This window comes from Caenispirillum salinarum, from assembly GCF_044803115.1.
Classification (GTDB): Bacteria; Pseudomonadota; Alphaproteobacteria; order Rhodospirillales; family Rhodospirillaceae; genus Caenispirillum; species Caenispirillum salinarum_A.
The window spans coordinates 2,940,507-2,955,967 of sequence record NZ_CP085224.1; the positions used below are offsets into that span (position 1 = coordinate 2,940,507).

11 protein-coding genes are annotated in these 15,461 nt (G+C 69.7%); 7 read left to right on the forward strand and 4 right to left on the reverse strand.

Features of this window, described 5'->3' with window-relative positions; all coding sequences use genetic code 11:
- The first annotated feature begins 20 nt into the window (after positions 1 to 20).
- From LG334_RS13450 to LG334_RS13470, 5 genes are read left to right on the forward strand one after another with little or no spacing between them, the layout of a single operon-like run.
- Positions 21 to 521 carry a cyclic nucleotide-binding domain-containing protein gene (locus tag LG334_RS13450; RefSeq protein ID WP_404378807.1) on the forward strand — a complete coding sequence of 167 codons (501 nt, stop codon included), beginning with the start codon at positions 21 to 23 and terminating at the stop codon, positions 519 to 521.
- The gene (locus tag LG334_RS13455) at positions 518 to 1,420 is read left to right on the forward strand and encodes an FAD/NAD(P)-binding protein (RefSeq protein WP_404378808.1); all 903 of its coding nucleotides are present in this window, start codon (positions 518 to 520) and stop codon (positions 1,418 to 1,420) included. Before LG334_RS13450 ends, LG334_RS13455 begins: the two co-directional genes overlap by 4 nt.
- Positions 1,421 to 1,423: 3 nt before the next feature.
- Positions 1,424 to 2,209, forward strand: coding sequence for an oxidoreductase (locus LG334_RS13460; protein WP_404378810.1), 786 nt, complete (start codon positions 1,424 to 1,426; stop codon positions 2,207 to 2,209).
- The gene (locus tag LG334_RS13465) at positions 2,199 to 3,488 is read left to right on the forward strand and encodes a Ni/Fe hydrogenase subunit alpha (protein ID WP_404378811.1); all 1,290 of its coding nucleotides are present in this window, start codon (positions 2,199 to 2,201) and stop codon (positions 3,486 to 3,488) included. Before LG334_RS13460 ends, LG334_RS13465 begins: the two co-directional genes overlap by 11 nt.
- Positions 3,481 to 3,972 (forward strand): hydrogenase maturation protease, encoded by a 492-nt coding sequence (locus tag LG334_RS13470; protein WP_404378812.1) that lies wholly within the window; start codon positions 3,481 to 3,483, stop codon positions 3,970 to 3,972. Before LG334_RS13465 ends, LG334_RS13470 begins: the two co-directional genes overlap by 8 nt.
- Positions 3,973 to 4,033: 61 nt before the next feature.
- Here LG334_RS13470 and LG334_RS13475 read toward each other — a convergent pair whose 3' ends face one another.
- The 4 genes from LG334_RS13475 to LG334_RS13490 form a co-directional block, all read right to left on the reverse strand.
- On the reverse strand, positions 4,034 to 4,480 hold the full coding sequence (locus LG334_RS13475) for a hemerythrin domain-containing protein (protein WP_404378814.1): 447 nt from the start codon (positions 4,478 to 4,480) through the stop codon (positions 4,034 to 4,036).
- Between the two features lie 117 nt (positions 4,481 to 4,597).
- Entirely contained in the window at positions 4,598 to 5,923 is a 1,326-nt protein-coding gene (locus LG334_RS13480; protein ID WP_404378815.1) for an HlyD family type I secretion periplasmic adaptor subunit, read from the reverse strand.
- A 1-nt stretch (position 5,924) separates the two neighbouring features.
- Complete coding sequence (locus LG334_RS13485) at positions 5,925 to 7,625, reverse strand: type I secretion system permease/ATPase (protein WP_404378817.1); 1,701 nt, start codon at positions 7,623 to 7,625, stop codon at positions 5,925 to 5,927.
- A gap of 95 nt (positions 7,626 to 7,720) precedes the next feature.
- On the reverse strand, positions 7,721 to 10,906 hold the full coding sequence (locus LG334_RS13490; RefSeq protein WP_404378818.1) for a cellulose binding domain-containing protein: 3,186 nt from the start codon (positions 10,904 to 10,906) through the stop codon (positions 7,721 to 7,723).
- Positions 10,907 to 11,456: 550 nt separating this feature from the next.
- Here LG334_RS13490 and LG334_RS13495 point away from each other — a divergent pair.
- Together LG334_RS13495 and LG334_RS13500 are read left to right on the forward strand one after the other, a co-directional pair.
- Positions 11,457 to 13,454, forward strand: coding sequence for a glycosyltransferase (locus LG334_RS13495; protein WP_404378819.1), 1,998 nt, complete (start codon positions 11,457 to 11,459; stop codon positions 13,452 to 13,454).
- Between the two features lie 85 nt (positions 13,455 to 13,539).
- Positions 13,540 to 15,453, forward strand: a complete 1,914-nt coding sequence (locus LG334_RS13500; RefSeq protein ID WP_404378820.1) for an HlyD family efflux transporter periplasmic adaptor subunit — start codon at positions 13,540 to 13,542, stop codon at positions 15,451 to 15,453.
- Positions 15,454 to 15,461 lie beyond the last annotated feature (8 nt).

Here is a 15,461-nt window from a genome sequence, read left to right on the forward strand (position 1 = left end):
CGACCGGAGGAGGACGGGCCATGACCGACACCGTCAAGGAACCCATCAAGCGGCTTCTGCACAACCACCCCTTCTTCGCCGGCATGGAGGAACCCATGCTGGAGAAGCTGGCCGCCTGCGCCACGACACGCACCTACAAGGCCGGCCACCGCGTGCTGAAGGAAGGGGCCTGCGCCGACCACTTCACCGTCCTTTTGAGCGGCTGCGTCGCGGTGGAGGTTGCGACGCCCGAACACGGCATGAAGCCGCTGCAGACCCTGCACGTCGGCGACATCCTTGGTTGGTCCTGGCTGGTGGCGCCCTACCGCTGGACCTTCTCGGCCACCGCGCGCGAGGACACCGACGCCCTCGTCTTCGACGCGCCCTGCCTGCGCCGCGCGCTGGAGGCCGACCATGAACTGGCCTACCACCTGATGCCGCGTTTCGTCGCCGTCATGTCGGAGCGCCTGCACAGCGCCCGGCTCCAGATGCTCGACCTCTACGGCCCACCCGCCGGGTCCGGTGAAAGGGGACTGTCATGAGCACGCTGGCCACACCGCTGAAAGGCCACGCGCCGCCGCCCGAGGCGCCTCATCCGGCCACCGCGCCCGACCCGGCGACCGATCCCATGGTGCCGCGTCCCTTCCGCATCGTGCGCGTGAAGAAGGAACTGTCGGACACCTTCACCTTCGATCTGGTGGCGCAGGACGGCTCGCCGCTCGCCTTCCGACCCGGGCAGTTCAACATGCTGTACGTCTTTGGCGTCGGCGAAGTGCCCATCTCCATCAGCGGCGACCCCGCCGTGCCCGAGGTTCTGGTGCATACCACCCGCGCCGTCGGCACCGTCACCCGCGGCATGTGGACCATGAAGGCCGGCGCGACGCTCGGCATCCGCGGCCCCTTCGGCTCCTCCTGGCCGGTGGAGGCCGCGCGCGGCGGGGACGTGGTGGTGGTGGCGGGCGGCATCGGGCTCGCGCCCCTGCGGCCGCTGATCCACGCGCTGTTGAACGAGCGCGAGAGCTTCAACCGCGTCATGATCCTCTACGGCGCCCGCACGCCCGAGGACATCCTCTACACGACCGAGGTGCGCGCCTGGCGCGGGCGCTTCGACATCAGCGCGCAGGTCACCGTCGACCGCGCCACGGGCGGCTGGTCGGGCCCCGTTGGCGTCGTGACGCGGCTCATCAACGCCGGCGGCTTCGACGCGCCCTCGACCACCGCCTTCGTCTGCGGGCCCGAGGTGATGATGCGCGCGGCCTGCGATGCGCTGACCCGCAAGGGCGTGGCGCGCGACAAGCTGTGGCTCTCCATGGAGCGCAACATGAAGTGCGCGCTGGGCTTCTGCGGCCATTGCCAGTGGGGCGGGGCCTTCGTCTGCATGGACGGCCCCATCTTCAACTATGCCGCCGTCGCCGACCGGCTGCCCGTCGCGGAGTACTGAGCCATGGCCACGAGCACCCGCAGACGCCCGAAGCTCGCCGTCTGGAAGTTCTCCAGCTGCGACGGCTGCCAGCTCCAGCTTCTGGACCTGGAGGACCACCTGCTGGACATCGCCGACGCGGTGGAGATCGCCTACTTCCTGGAAGCCACCCGCGCCACCGCCCGCGGTCCCTACGACCTGTCGCTGGTGGAAGGCTCCATCACCACCCGCCATGATGCAGAGCGCATCCAGAAGGTCCGCCGCCAGAGCAAGGTGCTTGTCGCCATCGGCGCCTGCGCCAATTCCGGCGGCATCCAGGCGCTGAAGAACTTCGCCGACCACAAGGAATTCGTCCGCGCCGTCTACGCCCGGCCGGAATACATCGACACGCTGGCAACCTCGACCGGCATCGCCGACCACGTGCCGGTGGACTTCGAGTTGCGCGGCTGCCCGGTGGACCGCCACCAGCTGCTGGAGGTGGTGTCGGCCTATCTCGCCGGCCGCAAGCCCAACATCCCGCGCACCGCCGTCTGCACCGAATGCAAGCGGCGCGGCATTCCCTGCATCACCGTCGCGAGCGGCACCCCCTGCCTCGGCCCTGTGACGCAGGCCGGCTGCGGCGCGCTGTGCCCCGGCTGCGGACGCGGCTGCTATGGCTGCTTCGGACCCAAGGAGACGCCGAACATGGCGAACCTAATGGCCGAGTTCGCCGCGCTGGGCCGGTCGGAAAAGGGCATCCGCGACAGCCTGCGGCTGTTCAACGCCAACGCCGCGCCCTTCCGCGAGGAGTCCCAGCGCCATGACGACTAAACGCATCAAGGTCGAGGCCCTGGCCCGCGTGGAGGGTGAAGGGGCGCTCGACGTCAAGGTTCGCAACGGCACCGTGACGGACCTGAAGTTCCGCATCTACGAACCGCCGCGCTTCTTCGAGGCCCTGTTGCGCGGGCGCCAGTACAGCGACGCGCCCGACATCACCGCCCGCATCTGCGGCATCTGCCCCGTCGCCTACCTGCTGGGCGCGGCGCAGGCCATGGAGGACGCGCTGGGTGTCGACGTCCCGCCCGAGATCACCGCGCTCCGCCGCCTCATCTACACCGGTGAATGGATCGAAAGCCACGTCCTGCACGTCGCCATGCTGCACGCACCGGATTTCCTGGGCCTGGACGACAGCCTCCAGATGGCGCGCACCCATCCCGACGTGGTCACCACGGCGCTGCGGCTGAAGAAGCTGGGCAATGCACTGCTGGAGGTCATCGGCGGGCGGGCCGTGCATCCGGTGAACCTGAAGGTGGGCGGCTTCTACTCCGTCCCCTCCCGCCAGGCGCTGACCGACCTGCTGCCGGAAATCGAGTGGGGCATCGAGGCGGCGCGCACGCTCGCCCGCACCGTCGCCACCTTCGACTTTCCCGACCTTGAACGCGACTATCTGTTCGTCGCCCTGCACCACCCGGACGAATACGCCATCGCGCGCGGGACATTGCGCACCAGCGAAGGCGTTGACGTTGCGCTCCCGGCCTTCGAGCAGCACTTCGGCGAACACCACGTCAAGCACTCCAACGCCCTGCACGGGCTGACGAGCGACGGCCGGCCGTATCACGTCGGCCCGCTGGCGCGCTATGCCGTGAACTTTGACGCCCTGCGGCCCGATGTGCAGGACGAGGCGCGCGCGACGGGTCTGGGACCGGTGGTGCGCAACCCGTTCAAGTCCATCATCGTCCGCAGCCTGGAGGTCTTGCAGGCCTTGCTGGACGCCCGCGACCTGATCGCCGCCTATCAGCCGCCGGAGAACGCATCCGCCGTCGTCCGCGTGCGCGCCGGCGAGGGCGTGGGCTGCACGGAAGCGCCGCGCGGCATCTGCTGGCACCGCTACCGCCTCAATGACGACGGCACCATCGCGGAAGCCCGCATCGTGCCGCCGACGTCGCAGAACCAGCCGACCATAGAGGAGGACCTGCGGGAGGTCGTCACCCGCGGCCTCAACCTGCCCGACGACGCCCTGCAATGGCGCTGCGAGCAGGCCATCCGCAACTACGATCCCTGCATCTCCTGCGCCACCCACTTCCTGCGGCTGAAGGTGGATCGTGGTTGAGGGCGCGGGCAGCAAGGACGGGCTGCCGCCGCTCATCATCGGCGTGGGCCAGCCCTGGCGCGGCGACGACGCGGCGGGGCTTGACGCGCTGGCGCTGCTGGACGGCGGCGGCCCGTGGGACTGCCGCCCCCACCACGGCGAGGGCCTGGGCCTGATCGCGCTGTGGGAGGACCGGCCGCTGGTCCTCGTCATCGACGCCGCCCAGTCCGGCGCCGCGGCGGGGACGCTCCACCGGCTGGAGGTGGATGACTCCGCGGCGCTGGAAGGGGCCGGTTTCCGCTGCTCCTCCCATGCCTTCGGCGTGCGGGAGGCGATCGAGACGGCGCGCGCGTTGGAAAAGCTGCCCGACCGTCTGATCGTGCACGCGGTGGAGGGCGCCCGCTGGGACCTGGGCGAGCCCCTGAGCGACGCGGTCGCCGCCGCCCTGCCAGCCCTGGCGCACGCCGTGCGGCGGGATCTCTACCGGCTGGCGGATGCATTCTGACCACAAAAAGGGGGCCGTCCCATGACGGCCCCCTTGAGCGCGTGCCGGCGTGACCCGGCGATCAATGCTGCTGCTTGAACTGCTGGTAGCGGTCGCCCATGGCCTGGGCGTCCTCGTCGCTCATGGTCTTGCGCGCCTGGGGGAACATCTCGTCTTCCTCGTCGGAGATGTGGTGTTCCAGCGCGCTCTTCAATTTCTGGACCTTCTCCACGAAATCGTCGGAGGTCTTGTCCATCTTCTCCATCTCGGAGAGCATGGACTTGGCCTCGTCGTGCTCGTTCAGGGCGTCCTTGACCTCCTCCTTGGCCTCCTGGTCGTGCTTGGCCTCGCGGAAGTTGGGATAGAACACCTCTTCCTCGAACTTCGTGTGAAGCTCCAGGTCGTGCTTGACCTGGCTGAACAGCTTCTCGCGCGTCTTCTCGGCCCCGTCGGTGGTGTCGAGGATCTGCGTCAGCGCGTGCTTCACCTTCTCGTGGTCCTGGTGGAGCATGTCGTAGATGACAGGCATGTTCGTGGGCTCCGTTTCCGTTGATAGTGAATTCGGAGAACGGCCTCCCGCCCGCCCGGTTGCCCGTTTCAGCGGGCGCGCGCAACGCACGCCGCGCCCGCCACCGCGGGTAGCCGGTTACTCCTCGATCAGGGCCTTGTCGAGGGCCGACCGCAGGGGCTTCATCAGGTAGTCCAGCAGGGTGCGCTCGCCGGTCAGGATCATCACCTCGGCCGGCATGCCGGGCTTGAGCGCGTGGTTCGTCGCACCCTCCACGCGGCCGGACGGCACGCTGACGGTCACGTTGTAGAAGGCCATGCCCGTGCGCTCGTCCTGCTGGCTGTCGGCCGGAACCACGTCCACCGCGCCGGTCAGTAGCGGCAGGTTGCGGTCGTGCAGGCCGGGGAAGCGGATTTCCGTCTCCTGCCCCACGTGCACGCGCTCGATGTCCGTCGGCGGGACGCGGGCGGCAATCTGGAGGGTCTGGTCGTCGGGCACGATCTCCATGAGCGTCTGCCCCGGCTTGACCACTCCGCCGACCGTCTGCGCCGCCAGCCCCTGCACCACGCCGGCGCGCGGCGCGCGCACGTCGGTGCGGGCGAGCACGTCCTCCGCCGCCTGCAACTGGGCGGCGGCGTCGGCTACTTCCAGCCGGGCGTCGCGCAGGGCGGCGGCGGCTACCTCCCGAGCCGCGCGATGGACCTGCGCGAGCTTGAGTTCCGCCTCAGTCGCCGAGGCCTCGGCGCGGGCACGGTCGGCCTCGGCCTGGGCCTCCTGCCCTTCCAGGTGCGCCAGGCCGCGTTCCAGGGACCGCACGCGGGTGGCCGTCACGAGGCCTTTGCCGTGCAGGTCGCGGATGCCGGCCAGCTCTTCTTCCAGCAGCCGCTTTTCCTTGGCGCGCGCCACCGCGGTCGCGTCCAGCGCGGCGATCTCGCCGCGCACCTGGGCGAGGCGGCCGGCGGTCATCTCCGTCTCTCCCGCCAGCGCCTCGCGCGCCTCGGCGAAGGCGCGGCGCTCGGCCTCCAGCACGCCGGTCAGCACCGGGTCGGCCTCGGCCTGGGCGATCAGGTCTGGCGGAAAGGTCACTGCCGCCGCCGCCTCGCGCTGGGCCTCGAGCCGCGCGACGCGGGCGCGGGCGGCGTTGTGGCGGTCGGTCAGGCGCCGGACCGACGCCGACGCCTGGACCGGATCGATGCGGGCGAGCACCTGGCCTTCGGCCACCCGGTCGCCCTCGGCCACCAGCACGGCGGCAACCACGCCGCCCTCCATGTGCTGGACGGCCTTGCGACCGCCCTCCACGGCGATCACGCCCGGCGCCGCCACGGCCCCGGCAAGCGGCGCCGTGGCGGCCCATCCGCCGAAGCCACCGAAGGACAGGCCGACGATCACCAGCCCGGCGATCACCGGACCGCGGATGGAGGCGACGGGGTCCTGCATCTCTGGCATCTCGGGATGGTGCGTCATGTCAGGCACTCCGGGGGAACTGTGCAACACCGGCGGGCGCGCGGGGACGGCCGGTCAGGCGACCGAGTACTTCGTCGCGGGCGCCGACCACCTCCAGCAGGCCCTCGCGCAGGACGGCGATGCGGTCGCAGGCCGACAGCAGCGCAGCGCGATGGGCGACGACGATCACGGTGCGGCCCTCGGCCCGCAGGATTTCCAGGGCGCCGATCAGCGACGACTCGCCCTCGGCATCCAGCCCGGCGTTGGGCTCGTCCAGCACAATCAGGGCCGGGTCTCCGAACAGGGCGCGGGCGAGGCCGATGCGCTGGCGCTGACCGCCGGAAAGGGCGCGTCCGCTTTCACCGACCGGCGTGTCATAGCCGGCGGGCAGGCGCTGGATCATGTCGTGCGCGCCGGCCTTCTTGGCGGCGGCAATCACGGCGTCGCGGTCCACCGCACCCATGCGGGCGATGTTCTGCGCCACCGTACCCTCGAAAAGCGCCACCTCCTGCGGCAGGTATCCGATGTGACGGCCCAGGTCGTCGCGCGGCCAGGCCGCGACATCGAAACCATCCAGCCGCACGGTACCCGCCGCCGCCGGCCACAGGCCCAGCAGCACGCGGACCAGGCTGGTCTTGCCGGCGCCCGAGCCGCCGACGACACCCAGGATTTCCCCCGGCTCGACACGGAAGGCAATGCGCCGCAGCGTCGGACGGTCGGCACCGGGCGCGGCGACGGTCAGGCCGGACACCTCCAGCCGGCCCTCCGGCGCGGGCGGCACCAGGCGGTCGCCCGCGCCGACGCCGACGCCGGCCAGCGCATTCTTCAGCCGGCCGAGCGCAGTGCGGCCGCCGGCCAGGGTGCGCCAATGCGCCACCACGCCCTCCACCGGCGCGAGCGCGCGACCCATGAGGACGGACGCGGCGATCATCATGCCTGCGGAAATCTGGCCGTCGATGACCAGGACGGCGCCGGTGCCCAGCAGCACCACCTGCGTCGCGAACCGGGCCGACTTGGACGCCGCCAGGATCAGGCCGGACCGGCCCGACGCCGCCGCCTGCCCCGCCAGCGCCCGCCGGCCCGAAGCCTGCCACCGCTCCCGCAGCGCCGCCCCCATGCCCAGCGCTTGCACGGCCTCGGCATGGCGGCGGGCCTCGCCGGCAATCTTCCACGCCTCCGCCGAGGCCTCCGCCGCCTGGGCGGACGCATTGCGGGAGAGCCGTGCGTTCAGCAGCGCCAGCGCCACGATCACAACCGCTCCACCGGTGGCGACCAGACCGATCCACGGGTGCATGAGGTAGGCGAGCGCCAGGAAGACCGGCACCCACGGTGCGTCGAACAGGGCGATCATGCCCGGCCCGGTGACGGCCTCGCGGAAGGACGCCAGGTCGCGCAGCGGCTCGGCGCCCTGCCCGCCGCGCCAAGCGGCGTCGAACAGGGGCCGGCGCAGGGCCAGTTCCAGCCGCGTGCCCAGCCGCACCAGAATGCGCGAGCGCACCGCGTCCATCGCCGCCAGCACCACCAGCGCGCCGATTGCGATCAGCGTGATGGCGGACAGGGTGGGCAGCGAGCGGCTCGCCAGCACCCGGTCGTAGACCTGCAGCATGTAGAGGCTGGGCACCAACAGGAGCACGTTGGCGAAGATGCTGAAGCCCGCCGCCGCGACGAACCCGCCGCGCAACGAGGCCAGGGCCTTGCCGAGAAGGGTGTCTTTGGTCGTCATCACGTGGCGGTCACCCGATCGGAGGGGTTGGAAGAAAGGCTTCCCCGCCGGCCGGCGGTCCACGGCGGGGAGGCCTTGGGAGAGACGGCTGGCTGCTAGAGGAGGAAGTCGCCGCCGTCCAGTGAGGCGTTGCGCACCTCGATCGCCATGTCGACGACGCCGTCGCCGTCGACGTCGGCCTGCACAAGGTCGCCCTCGCGGCGCAATTCGCCCGCGACGCCGCTGAACCCGCCGTCGCCGGTCCAGGTGAAGGCTTGGTCGCCCTCGGTCAGCGCATCGGCGTCGACGGTCGACAAATCGATGCGATCGCCGTCGCTCTTGCGGAAATCGACGATCACGTCGGGCGCGTCGGCGCGGCTGTCGAGCAGACCGCCGAAGTGGAAGACATCCGCCCCGGCGCCGCCCTCCATGGCATCACGGCCCAGGCCTCCCGACAGCACGTTGTCGGCCGCATTGCCGACCAATACGTTGGCCTGCATGTTGCCGGTCAGCGACAGCGATCCCGAGCCGATGGCGCGCAGCACCTCCACGCCCGCTTCCAGACCGCGAGAGACGGTGGTGTCGATGATGTCGCGGCCCTGCCCGGCCCACTCGACCACCCGGTCGGCGCTGCTGTCGACGCGGTAGATGTCGTCGCCCAGGCCGCCGGCGAAGGTGTCCGCGCCGCCGCGCCCGTCAATGACGTCGTCCCCGCTTGTGCCGTTCAGCGTCTCGTCGGCCGAGGTGCCCTTCATGGTCGGGTCGGGAAGGCCGATGCCGGCCAGGCCCAGGTCCGCATGGCCATCCACCGAGACAACCTTGGGCAGCGGCCGGGCGTCGTCGTAGACCTTGTACTTGACGCTCCAGCTCTCGCCCGGCCCCAGGTTGATGGGGCCGCTGTCGTCATGGATGGTGTAGCGGCCGTTGCCGTGATCGGTCAGCACGGCGCTGTAGATGGTGTCGATCACCGCCGGCAGGTCGAAGGTGACCGCGGCGTCGTCCACCGGCACGTCGGACGTGTTGGTGATGGTCACTTCGGTCACGTATCCGGTCGACCATGAACTGGTGATCTCGCTGGTGACCTGGGTCAAGGTGTTGGGGTCCAGACCGCCGGTCTCGTCCGCGACGGCCGGCGTGCCGGGGTCGGGCAGCGCGGCGCCGGCCTCCACGGCCATGCCGTTCACCGTCAGGGCCGCGGGCTCGTGGCTGACGTCGTCATAAGCCTTGAAGCAGAAGCGCATGGTCGCGCCCGGCTCCAGGGGCTCGACCAGCTCTCCGGCGATGGTGTAGGTGTCGCCCGACCGGGACACCAGCCGCGCACCGTAGAGCGTGTCGATGGCGACCGGCAGGCGGAAGCTCACCTGCGGATCGGCCAGGGGCTCGTCACCGTGGTTGGTGATCTCCACCGCCATGACGTAACCCGCCGACCAGCGGCTTTCCGTCAGGGTGGTGGCCGTCAGCTGCGGCTGGGTCGCGGGCGTGCTGCCGGGAAAGTAGACGTCTTCCTGCGGCACGATCTCGTCCGGCGTCGGCCGCGCGGTGGGCACGCCGGGCGTCGCCTGGAGGGTCTTCAGGTCGAGCGTCGTGCCGTCGGCGAAGACGGCCTTTTCCACGTCCACCAGGATGTCGTCGCTGGCATAGCCGTCGATCAGCACCCGGCCCTGCCCGTCGTAGGACACCACGTAGTCCGAAAAGGCCCGTTCATAGCGCGCGGTGTCGACACCGTCGCCGCCCAGCAGCAGGTCATCGCCGCGCCCGCCCTCCAGGATGTCGTCGCCGGCTCCGCCGCGCAGGGTGTCATGGCCGTGGCGGCCGTTGAGGTAGACGCCCGTGTCGACGCCCTGGATGTCGTCGTCCCGGCGCGAACCGATGACATAGTCGAACAGCACCTGGTTGGCGGTCCTGTCGGTGGGCGCACCGAAGGTTTCGCCGTCATTCCACCAGACGGTGGTGGAGATGTCGTCGGCCGCGGCTTCGCGCAGGGACTTCTCCACATGCACCACGTTGCCGGTGTCGCGGCCGCCGTGGAAATTGACGTCGCGGTCGGTGTAGTCGACGTGGATCTTGTTGTTCACCGATGACGCCCAACTGGCGAACACGACGCCATGGCGCATGTCGCCGTCCTGCAGCTTGGTGAAGACGCCATCATAGCTCTCGCGCAGTTCGTAGGCGTAGCCGTTGCCGTTGTCGCCCTTGTTGAAGGCGCCGCGCGCCGTAAGCCGGTCGGCGACCATGTCCATGCTGCGGGTGAACTCGAAGGCGACCGAGGGGCCGTCGTAGACCCCGACGTCGGCCACCCGGGCGCCCACGGTGCCCTCTAACTCGATGGCGCGGTAGCGGTCGAGGTGGGTGTGGACGTTCTCGAACAGGGTGTAGTCGGGCGTGCCCAACTGGAAGCGGACGTCGAAGCCCTGCAGCGCCACGCCGGACAGGGTGTCCATGCGCTCCACCTTGCCGAGCGATGCCTCCATGGCGAAATGCACGCCGCGGTCCAGGGTGACGGTGCCGCCGTCGATGGCAACCACCTTCGCCATGCTGGTGCGCAGCGGCACGTCGTTCATGCGCCAGTCCCAGTCCTCGATCTGATTGAGGAACTCGGTGTCGTTGTCCTGCCACAGGCGTACCGTATCGCCGACCCACAGGCCGTAGTCCTCGGTCAAGGTGATGGTGGTCTGGCCCTTGACGACATCCGCGTGCAGGCCGCCCGCATGTACGGTCTTGGTGCCGGCGACGTGGATGCCGGGGCCGTCGTCCAGGGCCGCGTCGGTGAAGACGATGGTGGTCCTGCCGCTGCCCGCGCCTTCAAGCGTCACGTCGCTGCGCGTGATGGTCAACTGGGCGTCCAGGGTGAAGGTTCCGGCCTCAAGCCGCACCACGCCGCCCTCGGGCGCCTTGTCGAGCAGCGCCTGGATCTCGGCCGCCGAAGTCCCGGCCGCCACCACCGCGACACCGTCGACGAAAGCATCCGGCGTCTCGTCGGGGCGCGGGGCCATCTCTGCCAGTTCGCCGTTGACGGTGAAGTTGGCCGGCTCGATGCCATCGCGCGTGGTCAGCACCTTCATCTTGAAGGTGATGGTCTCGCCGGGGCGCAGGTCGTTCTTCTCGTCGTCGTCCATGACGACCCAGGCATCGCCGCTGTGATCGGTGACGACACCATTCCACACCGTGTCCACCTCGGCGGGCAGGGTGAAGCCGACCTTGTAGTCTTGGATCGTGGTGTTTCCCGTGTTGGCGACGGACACCTCGATGACGTAGCCGCCATTCCACTCGCTAGTGATGATGTAATCAATCAGTGCGGTCATGATGCGCCCTTCTTTCCCCTGCGTTTGGACAGCACCTTCGACCTACCACCTATATCTTAAGGAATAATTTAATGGGTCCTAAGTCATAGACCTTAGGTCGCAAAGGGTTGTTCTCTTTGCATACCTGGAATGTTTCGGGAAGTCCAAAACAAGTCCCGACGCTTGCTGCGACAGTTCTGGCTCGACCGATATGCGGCCCAAGGCGGCGCAATCCCCAGCGCTTCCCCTTTCGCAGAAATAACTTTGAGTAGCGGATACATCATTCGACCGCACGCACCGGTGTTGTGCAGCGCACACATCAAGTCGATCTGTCCAATTATTGTCACAGGTGGAGACGAAACCCTCCGTTCGATCCCCGCATTGGGTCCGGTAACGAAGCGGGCACCAGCCGCATGCGGCAGAAGGCCGCCTTTCGCGCCGCCCGCGCACAACGTCAACCGCACGAGGAAACGCCGCCGCCGTCGCCTCTATCCTGCCCCGGATTTTCCCGGACGCGCAGGGGCGACCGGACTGGTACGGCCCACCCCGTGCGACGAGGGATCAGAACCGCATGTCGGACCGACCGAGCCCTGATGCCCGTGTGACACGGGCATCCTGGACGACGGAGTTGACGACCTTCCTGCTGATGGCGGCCCTGGTGATCCTGCTGGTCACCAACCTGCCGCCGGAAGTGTTCTCGCCCGCCAGCCAGAGCTTCATCCTCGCCATCGGCGTCATCGGCGTGTGGCGGTATTCGTGGTGGTTCGTCCAGGCCATCCGGTCGGCCTGGTTCAATCGCCGGATCTTTCCCCGCCTGCGCGCCCAGGCCGACGCCGTCGGCGCGGTGGAGAAGCCCGACGCCATCTACGTGCTGTGCACCTCGTTCCGCATCGAGCCGGAGGTGAGCTTCGCGGTGTATGACGCCCTGGTGCGCGAAGCCAGGGACTACGGCGTGCCCACCGTCATCTTCGCCGCGATCTCCGACCGCAGCGACATCGATGTGCTCGACCACGTGATGGAGGAGCACGGCTACCCCGCCAACATCGAGATGTCGTACATGTTCCAGAAGGGCGACGGCAAACGCTCGGCCATGGCGGAGGTTCTGCGGGCCATCTCGCGCCGCATGCCCAGCCACCGCAGCCTGGCGGTGCTGATGGACGGCGACGTGCGGATCGAGGAAGGCACCTTCGCCCGCACCATGCCCTTCTTCCTCAACGACGACGGACTGGGTGCGCTGACCACCAACAACAGCGCCATCGTCGACGGCGACGACCTGACCAAGGAATGGTACGACCTGCGCTATGCGCAGCGGCATCTGGTCATGTCGTCCATGTCCGTGTCGGAGCGCCTGCTGGTGCTGACCGGCCGCTACAGCCTCTTCCGCGCCGAGCTGGCCGCCGCCCCAGGCTTCATCGACCTGGTCGCCAACGACCACATCGAGCACTGGCGCTTCGGCAAGTTCAAATTCCTGTCGGGCGACGACAAGTCCACCTGGTACTGGCTGCTGAAGAACGGCTGGCGGATGCTCTATGTGCCGGACGTCTACGTCTCCGGATTCGAGGAACTGCCCGAGCGTGACCGCTTCTTCAAGTCCACCATGGACCTGATGCGCCGCTGGTACGGCAACATGCTGCGCACCAGTGGGCGGGCCATCGCACTCGGCCCGCGCCCCATGGGCCTGTTCACCTGGTGGAGCCTGATCGACCAGCGGCTGTCCATGTGGACCACCATGATCGGGCCCACCGTCGCCATCATGCTGACCCTGTTCGTGCGGCCGTCGTTCATCTTCGCCTACCTGCTGTGGATCCTGTTCACCCGCAGCGTTGCGACGCTGATCCTGGCCGCGCAGCGCGGACGGCTGAGCCTGCTGTGGGTGCCGCTGCTCTACTACAACCAGATCGTGGGCGCCGGGTTGAAGACCTACGTCAGCTTCCGCTTCAACCGCCAGAAGTGGTCGCGCCAGGGCATTTCCGCCGGCGAGCCGAACGACCTGAGGAAGGCCCGCCGCCAGCGCCGCATGGGGCACGTGATGCACGGCGTCACCCTGGGCAGCCTGCTCATGATCCTGGCGGTCGCCACCGGCGTGATGCTGCCGCCCGACCGGATGTCGCTGTCCACCATGGACGAGTCCTTTGCCAACCTTCGCGCGACACCTGCCGAGGGCGCCGCGGACGAGCCTCGGGGCGACAGCTACTGGGTCGCGCGCGCCATGGCCGACGCCCCGCAGGGCGGCGAGGTCCGCCTGCCGCCCGGCCGCCTGATCCTGGACCGCACCCTTCCCGAGCACCTGGGGGCGCTGGGCAAGCTGCGGGCCGCGCGCCTGGAGGGTTCGGACGAGCGCGGCGGAACGACGCTGCTTGTCTCTGCCGGCCTCGCTCCGGCCATCAGCGGCGCCGACGGGCGGCAACTCGAGCCGGGCGGGCGGCTCGCCTGCACCAGTGCCGCGCCCTGCACGCTGCGGCTCGACCGCCCGGTGCGGCTGACGGACCTGACCGTTGCCCTGCGCTCCGAGCCGACGCGCACGGCGGCCGCCGACGCCAAGCCCGGAGGCGATGCGCCGGAGCTTTGATATCCGCATCACGCGATGAACCGACTTCCAATGATTGCCCCGCGCTTCGGGGCTTGCGACCAACCACGCGAGGAGACGCGAACACATGCCTGATCCCCGCCTGATCTCTTTGACCGGTCCGGCCCCCGTTGCCGCGCCGGCTGACCGCCCCGGCGGCGGCGATGGCGATCCCCACCTGGGCCGGCGAACTGGAACCGCCGCCCCGGCGGGCGGTGCGGAGCGCCCGGGTGATGCCGACCTGCACTCCCACGACGACGCCGCGCGCACCCAGCGCGCCGAGGAGGAGGCCGACGAGACGCGCATCGGCCACGAGCGCCGCGACGAGCGCCACTTCATCCGCGTGCCCGTGCCCTTCAGCGTGGAGTTCACGAAGGACAACCGCGTGCTGCGCGGCGGCGACCTCTCGCTGGGCGGCTTCTCCGTGCGCGGCGAGAATGCGCCGAAGGCCGGCGCGGTGGCCGAGGTGTCGCTGCTGATCGCGGCGGGTCCGGCACAACTCATCGTGCCGGCGACGGCGCGCGCCATCCGCTCGCGGTCACGCAACGGAGGTCAGGAAACCGCCTTCGAGATCACCGAGATCGACCAGCGCCACCGCGAGGTCCTGCGCCGCGTCATCCGCACCTACCTGAGCGGCCGCTATGCGGCGCTTGAGGACATGGTCGATGACGAGGACCCGCAGACCCCGCGCAAGCGGTCCGCCGCCGCGGCGGCGGCGGCGGCACAGGCGGGCGAAAAGCACGACAGGCGCCCCAAGCCCTGGGGCCGCTATCTGGCCCTGGGCGCGGCGGCGGCGGTGCTGCTGGCGGTGGTCGGCGCCACCGCCTACCGCAACTTCATGCTGATCGAGCCCGACTTCGCCGCCGTCACTGCGCCCCGGGTGGACATTCGCGCGCCGGGTTCCGGCGTCCTGGCCGAGCACAACCTTGAGGCCGGGGACCGCGTGAACCGCGACGATCTGCTGGTGCGCGTGGTCAACAGCGACCTGCGCACGGACCTCATGCTTGCCCGCGCCGCCTACCGCTACAACGAGCGGCTGATCGAGAACGTGCAGGAGCGCCTGAACCAGCCGCAGGTGGAAAAGGTGTCCATGGCCGAAACCGCCGCGCCGCCGGAAGACGGCCCGGTCAAATACAGCCTGGTGGACGCCGAGATCGCCCGCGCCCGCATCGACGAGTTCCAGACCGCGCGCGACTTCGAGGTCTCGAAGATCGCCGCGCTGGAAGCCCGCATGGCGGCCAACGACGTCTACAGTCCCTGCAACTGCCTTGTGGCCTGGGCCCGCAGCGCCGCTGGCGGCAGCTACATCGGCCAGTCGGAACGCATCATCACGCTGATCGAGACCGGCGACGACGACCTGCTGGTCGAGGCGCTGGTCCACATGAGCCAGATCGATCGCATCGAGCCGCACCAGCGCGCCTTCGTGGCCCTGCCCAACGCCAGCGAACCCATCGAAGCCCGCGTGCATGCGGTGTCGCTGGACGTGGAGCGCCAGCCGCGCGCCGGCTTCCCCAAGTGGGTGCGCCAGCAACAGAACATCGCCAGCGTCCTGCTGGTGCCCGAGCAGCCCCTGCCTGCCAGCGCCGTCGGCGTGCCCGTGGACGTCCGCTTCTCGGAAGCCCCGGTGCTGGACGAGGCCGCCGAGTGGGTGTGGCAGGGCGGCCGGGCCGCGATCCAGACTGCCGGCCGCGCCGCCGGCGCCGCGTGGCGCGAAATCAGCGGTGCCGTCGACGAGGCGGCCGAGGAAACCGGCATTCCCATCGACCGCACCGACCCGCCGGCGGAACCGCGCGAGCGGGCCCCGGCCGGCGGAAGCGATCAGCCGGCGACGCCCCAGGGTTCCGGCAGCGAGGCGGGCGGCACCGATGCCGGCGGCACGGGCGCTGGCGGTCAGGTGCCGGAACAGACGGCCGCCGTGCCGGACGCCTCCGAGGAGGCGGAGGGCGTCACCATGCCCAAACCCAAGCCCGAAGGCGAAGGCCAAGGCGAAGGTAGCAAGTAAAACCGCTA

Coding starts and splice junctions, on each gene's coding strand:
- LG334_RS13450 (WP_404378807.1), top strand. CDS start 21: ATGACCGACACCGTCAAGGAACCCATCAAGCGGCTTCTGCACAACCAC.
- LG334_RS13455 (WP_404378808.1), top strand. CDS start 518: ATGAGCACGCTGGCCACACCGCTGAAAGGCCACGCGCCGCCGCCCGAG.
- LG334_RS13460 (WP_404378810.1), top strand. CDS start 1,424: ATGGCCACGAGCACCCGCAGACGCCCGAAGCTCGCCGTCTGGAAGTTC.
- LG334_RS13465 (WP_404378811.1), top strand. CDS start 2,199: ATGACGACTAAACGCATCAAGGTCGAGGCCCTGGCCCGCGTGGAGGGT.
- LG334_RS13475 (WP_404378814.1), bottom strand. CDS start 4,480: ATGCCTGTCATCTACGACATGCTCCACCAGGACCACGAGAAGGTGAAG.
- LG334_RS13480 (WP_404378815.1), bottom strand. CDS start 5,923: ATGACGCACCATCCCGAGATGCCAGAGATGCAGGACCCCGTCGCCTCC.
- LG334_RS13485 (WP_404378817.1), bottom strand. CDS start 7,625: ATGACGACCAAAGACACCCTTCTCGGCAAGGCCCTGGCCTCGTTGCGC.
- LG334_RS13490 (WP_404378818.1), bottom strand. CDS start 10,906: ATGACCGCACTGATTGATTACATCATCACTAGCGAGTGGAATGGCGGC.
- LG334_RS13495 (WP_404378819.1), top strand. CDS start 11,457: ATGTCGGACCGACCGAGCCCTGATGCCCGTGTGACACGGGCATCCTGG.
- LG334_RS13500 (WP_404378820.1), top strand. CDS start 13,540: ATGCCTGATCCCCGCCTGATCTCTTTGACCGGTCCGGCCCCCGTTGCC.